The sequence below is a fragment of the Acidisphaera rubrifaciens HS-AP3 genome (assembly GCF_000964365.1).
Classification (GTDB): Bacteria; Pseudomonadota; Alphaproteobacteria; order Acetobacterales; family Acetobacteraceae; genus Acidisphaera; species Acidisphaera rubrifaciens.
Genome location: NZ_BANB01000034.1, coordinates 1 through 4,464 on the forward strand (window position 1 = coordinate 1; position 4,464 = coordinate 4,464).

General features: G+C 69.8%; 5 protein-coding genes. 2 read left to right on the forward strand and 3 right to left on the reverse strand.

Annotation, left to right across the window (positions count from 1 at the left end; translation table 11 throughout):
* The coding region (locus B8460_RS20735; RefSeq protein WP_048859727.1) for a glycosyltransferase 61 family protein at positions 1–835 on the forward strand (835 nt) is incomplete at its 5' end.
* Positions 820–2,490 carry an AMP-binding protein gene (locus B8460_RS01125; RefSeq protein WP_158322653.1) on the forward strand — a complete coding sequence of 557 codons (1,671 nt, stop codon included), beginning with the start codon at positions 820–822 and terminating at the stop codon, positions 2,488–2,490. The genes B8460_RS20735 and B8460_RS01125, both read left to right, overlap by 16 nt.
* 7 nt (positions 2,491–2,497) lie before the next feature.
* On the opposite strand, the gene B8460_RS01130 is transcribed toward B8460_RS01125, so the two are convergent.
* The 3 genes from B8460_RS01130 to B8460_RS01140 form a co-directional block, all read right to left on the reverse strand.
* Entirely contained in the window at positions 2,498–3,346 is an 849-nt protein-coding gene (locus B8460_RS01130; RefSeq protein ID WP_048859729.1) for a DUF4422 domain-containing protein, read from the reverse strand.
* Positions 3,347–3,350: 4 nt separating this feature from the next.
* On the reverse strand, positions 3,351–4,115 hold the full coding sequence (locus tag B8460_RS01135; protein ID WP_048859730.1) for a class I SAM-dependent methyltransferase: 765 nt from the start codon (positions 4,113–4,115) through the stop codon (positions 3,351–3,353).
* Between the two features lie 83 nt (positions 4,116–4,198).
* A partial coding sequence (locus B8460_RS01140) for an HRDC domain-containing protein (RefSeq protein WP_199445500.1) occupies positions 4,199–4,464 on the reverse strand: 266 nt, incomplete at its 5' end.

The window sequence follows — 4,464 nt, forward strand, 5'->3', positions numbered from 1 at the left end:
GGCGCCGGCACTCGCCGCGCGCGGCTTCACCTTCCTCGAACCCGCGCGGGTGCCGTTCGCGGAACAGGTGGCGGCCTTCCGCGCGGCGGAGACGGTCGTGGGCGTGATGGGGTCGGGCTTCGCCGGCCTGATGTATGCGCCCGAGGGCGTGCGCGCGGTCGGCGCGAGCCCCGGCGCCTGGCGCGATGCCTATTTCTATCCGTTCCTGCAACTGCTCGACGCGCGCTATGCCGATCTGCGCGGGCCGGTGCTATGGGACGGGACGGGGATCGAGCGCAACGCGCCCTTCGTGCTGTTTCCCGCCCATCTGGAGGCGGCGCTGGACGCGCTCGACCAGCCGCTCGACGCCCTCGCGCCGGGCGACATGGTGCAGCTCGCCGGCACGGCGGTGCCGCGACGGCTTGGCGAGGCGGTCCACCGCATCGACTTCGCCGCCGGCGGCAACGCCGCCGCCCATCTCGGCGCGGGCTGGAGCGTGCAGGAAGCCGCGCATATCTGGTCGGTCGGCCCGGAGAGCACGCTGCGGCTGCCGCCGGTCCCGGCCCCGGGGCGCCACGTGCTGGAACTGCGCGTCCTGCCGCTGCTGGCCGAGCCCTATGTCGCGGCGCGGCGGCTCGATCTGTTCGTCCGGGGCGTGCCGGTCGGCAGCTTCGACGTGCGCCGGCCCACCAGCCTGTATTGCCCGCTCCCGCCCGCGCTGACCGACGGCGGCGGCACGATCGACATCACCTGCCGCCATCCGTTCTGCTTCTCCGCGCGGCAGCTGGGAATCATCCCGGACGACCGGCCCATCGGTCTCGGCTATCAGGAGGTGACGCTGTGGCGGCTCCCGTGACCGGCACGCCGGCGGACGAACCCGCGACCCTCGTCGCCGCGCTGCTCGCGCACGCGCGCGCGCAGCCCGACAAGACCGCGATCACCCTGACGGTCGGCGGCGAGACGGCGTCGCGCAGCTATGGCGCGCTGTTCGACGAAAGCCGCCGCTTCGCCGGTCTGTATCGCGCGGCCGGCGTGGCGCGCGGCGATGTCGTGCTGCTGTTCCTGCGCAGCCGCATCGACGCCTATGCGGCCTTCCTCGGCGCCATGCTGATCGGCGCGGTGCCGAGCTACATGCCCTGCCCGTCCCCGAAACAGGACCCGGCGCTGTACTGGGCGGCGCACGCGGCGCTGTTCGCGCGCATCCGGCCCCGCGCGGTGCTGGCCGCCGCGCCGGACCTCGCGGCGATGCGGGCGAACGGGCTGCACGACGACGCGACCACCGCCATGCTCGATATCGCGACCCGGGCCGATCCACTGCCGGACGGCGACATCATCCTCCCCTCGCCCGCCGATCCGTGCCTGCTGCAGCACAGTTCGGGCACCACGGGGCTGAAAAAGGGCGTCGTGCTCGGCTACGGCGCGATCGACCACCAGGTGCGCGCGAGCGCCCGCGCCCTCGGCGTCACCGCGGCGGACGTGGTGGTGACGTGGCTGCCGATCTATCACGACATGGGCCTGATCGGCTGCACCTTGCAGCCCTTCACGCTCGGGCAGACGGTCGCGGCACTCGATCCGTTCGAATGGGCGACCGATCCCGCGTCGATGCTGCGCGCGATCGAGACGCATCGCGCGACGATCTGCTGGCTGCCCAACTTCGCCTTCGAGCATCTCGCCCGCGCGGTGCGTCAGGACGCGTTCGACCTGTCGTCGATGCGTATCTGGAACGCCTCGTCCGAGGCGTGCCGGCGCGCGACGTTCGAGCGTTTCGCGCAGCGCTTCGGCGTGCCGTTGGAGCGGCTGCGCACCTCCTACGGCATGGCGGAGACGGTGCTCGCCACGACGCAGTCGGCGCCGGACACGGAGGTGCGGGAGCTCGTCGTGAGCGACACGGCCCTGCGCGCCGAGGGGATCGCCCGCCCGCCCGCCGCCGGCGAGGCAACCGTCGCCGTCATGAGCTGCGGCACGCCGATCGACGGGCTCGAGCTGCGCATCATCGGCCCGGGCGGCGGGGCGGCGCCGGAGGGTGCTGTCGGCGAGATCGCGGTGCGCGGGGCCTGTCTGTTCGACGGCTATTACCGCCAGCCGGCGCTGACGGCGGAGCGGTTGATCGACGGCTGGTACCATACCCGCGACATCGGCTTCATCGACGGCGGCGAGGTGTTCGTGCTCGGCCGCAAGGATGACCTGATCATCGTCCACGGCCGCAACATCTATGCGCACGAGGTGGAATCGGCGGCCAACGCCGTGCCCGGCGTCAAGCCGGGCCGGCTCGTCGCCTTCGGCGTGCCCAACGCGGTGCTGAACTCCGAAGACATCGTGGTGGTGGCCGAATGCGACGCGCCAGACGCCGCCCTCCGCCGGGCGATCAAGGACGGGGTCTATCAGGCAACCGGGTTCATCATCCGCGAGGCGCACCTGGTCGCCCCCGGCTGGCTGACCAAGACCACCAGCGGCAAGATCAGCCGCGAACGCAACCGCGCGCGGTATCTGGCGGAACGCGGCAGCGGCTGAGCGCGGCCTACAGCCGGTTCGGCAACGCCTCGGTATACAGGGCGGAGCGCAGCAGATACGGCAGCCGTCCCACCCGCAGGGTCGGCTGCTCCATCTGCTTCTGGAACAGGTAGAAGTTGAAAATCCGCTCGGCGTGATGGCCCCAGCCGCGATGCATCGGCTCGGTCGTCGCGGCGAGGTAGTCGATGCAGTCCATCAGGAAGCGCATGTATTCGTCGAACAGCGACGCCCGCATGATGTACATGTTGTTCCAGACGGCGGAACGCAGGCCGAAATCGATGCGGCATGGCCGGTCGCGAAAATAGCCGCAGCGGCGTACGCTCTCGACCATCGGCTCCCACCGGTCGGCCGGCATGCAGCTTTTCCATTGCTCCTCCAGCGTGCCCGGCCAATGCAACGGGCGCTGGGTGATGATGTCATGGCTGCCGATGATCCGCTCGACGGCGAGCATGTCGGCGTCGTCGAAGGCGCGGCGCATCGCCCAATGCGCCGTGTAGGAGTCGGGATCGATGTCGTAATGCGACCGCAGGGCATCGGCATGAAAGCCGCGGCGGAATCCGTACATCCCGGGCTGCACCGCCTCCAGCCGCGCTGCCGGCATCGGATCGATGAAGAACATCCGCCGGTAATGCTCGAAGCCGACATAGTCATAGGCCGGCAGCAGGTTCTTCCACACGAAATACTGATGCCGCAGTTCGGTATAGGCGTTGTCGCCCGCGATGTTGATCCCGCCAAGGTCGCCCAGATAGCTGCCGTCGGGCGCGTCGGGCCGTCCGGAGACGAGAGAGGCGAACAGCGGCCCGACCATGCTCTCCGGCGGGACGTCGTGATGGCAGTTGAAGATGCGTATCTTCATCCCGTCACCTGCGTCCGCGCGCCTTGAAATCCGGCCGCGCGAGAGCCGCATCGAGCCGCTGCCGGTTCTGCGCAGCCGTGGGATGGGCGCGCGCGACCGGCGTCTCGTTGCGCACGAGCACGAGCAGCTTGTCGTTGTTGTAATAGGGCTCCACGTTGCCCTCGCTGTAGGCCTCCGCGTGGTTCGTCTCGATGAACGTGCCCGACGAGAAATACGGATAGACCGGCTGCAGCGCCGCGCAGAACCTCGTCTCGTCCCAGCCCCTGAACACGTCCTCGACGATCACCATGCCGCCGGACCGGACGAACTCCAGCGCGACGCCGATGAACAGGACCTGATGATCGAACAGATGCGTCGAATCATCGATCAGTATGTCGAACGTCCGGCCGGTGTCGTTGAACGCGTCGAACAGCGAGCGCCGGTCGCTCACGTCGGCAAGCGCGTAGTGCGTGCGCGGCAGCGCCGCCCGCCGCGCGGCCTCGATCTTGTCGGGGAAGGCGTCGAACCCGTACAGCGTCGCGTTTGGAAAATAGCCCCGCCACACATGCATCGACATGTTGTCGAGCACGCCAAGCTCGCCGAGCACCAGCGGCTCATAGCGCCTAGTTGCGAACAGCATGTCGTAGACGGCCGTGTACGGATGCCGGTGCGGCGTATGACCCGGCTGGACATGAAACGCCGACTTGTCGGTGGGAAACTCCGTCGCGAGCACACACAAATCGGTGATCGCATGGGTCGTATCGACGACGATGCGGTTGATGCGGTCCATGGACCCTCGCTGTCATGCTGCCCCCTCGCGTCGGTCGGTCCGCGGGTCGGCGCCGGCACAATGGCAGCCCGGCCCGCCCTCCGCTACCCGTCGCCGGCGGCGATGACGGCGAGGACGGCGGCTCCGTAACGTCCCAGCTTCGACGCGCCGACCCCGCGCACCTGACCCAGCGCGTCGAGATCGCCCGGCCGCACGGCGGCGATCTCGCGCAGGGTCGCGTCGTGGAAGATCACATAGGGCGGCACGCCCTGCGCCTTTGCCTCGGTACTGCGCCAGGCACGCAGGGCGTCGAACAGCGGACCGTCGGCGGCACCGGCCGGCACCCCCGCTGACGCCCCCGCCGCGGCGC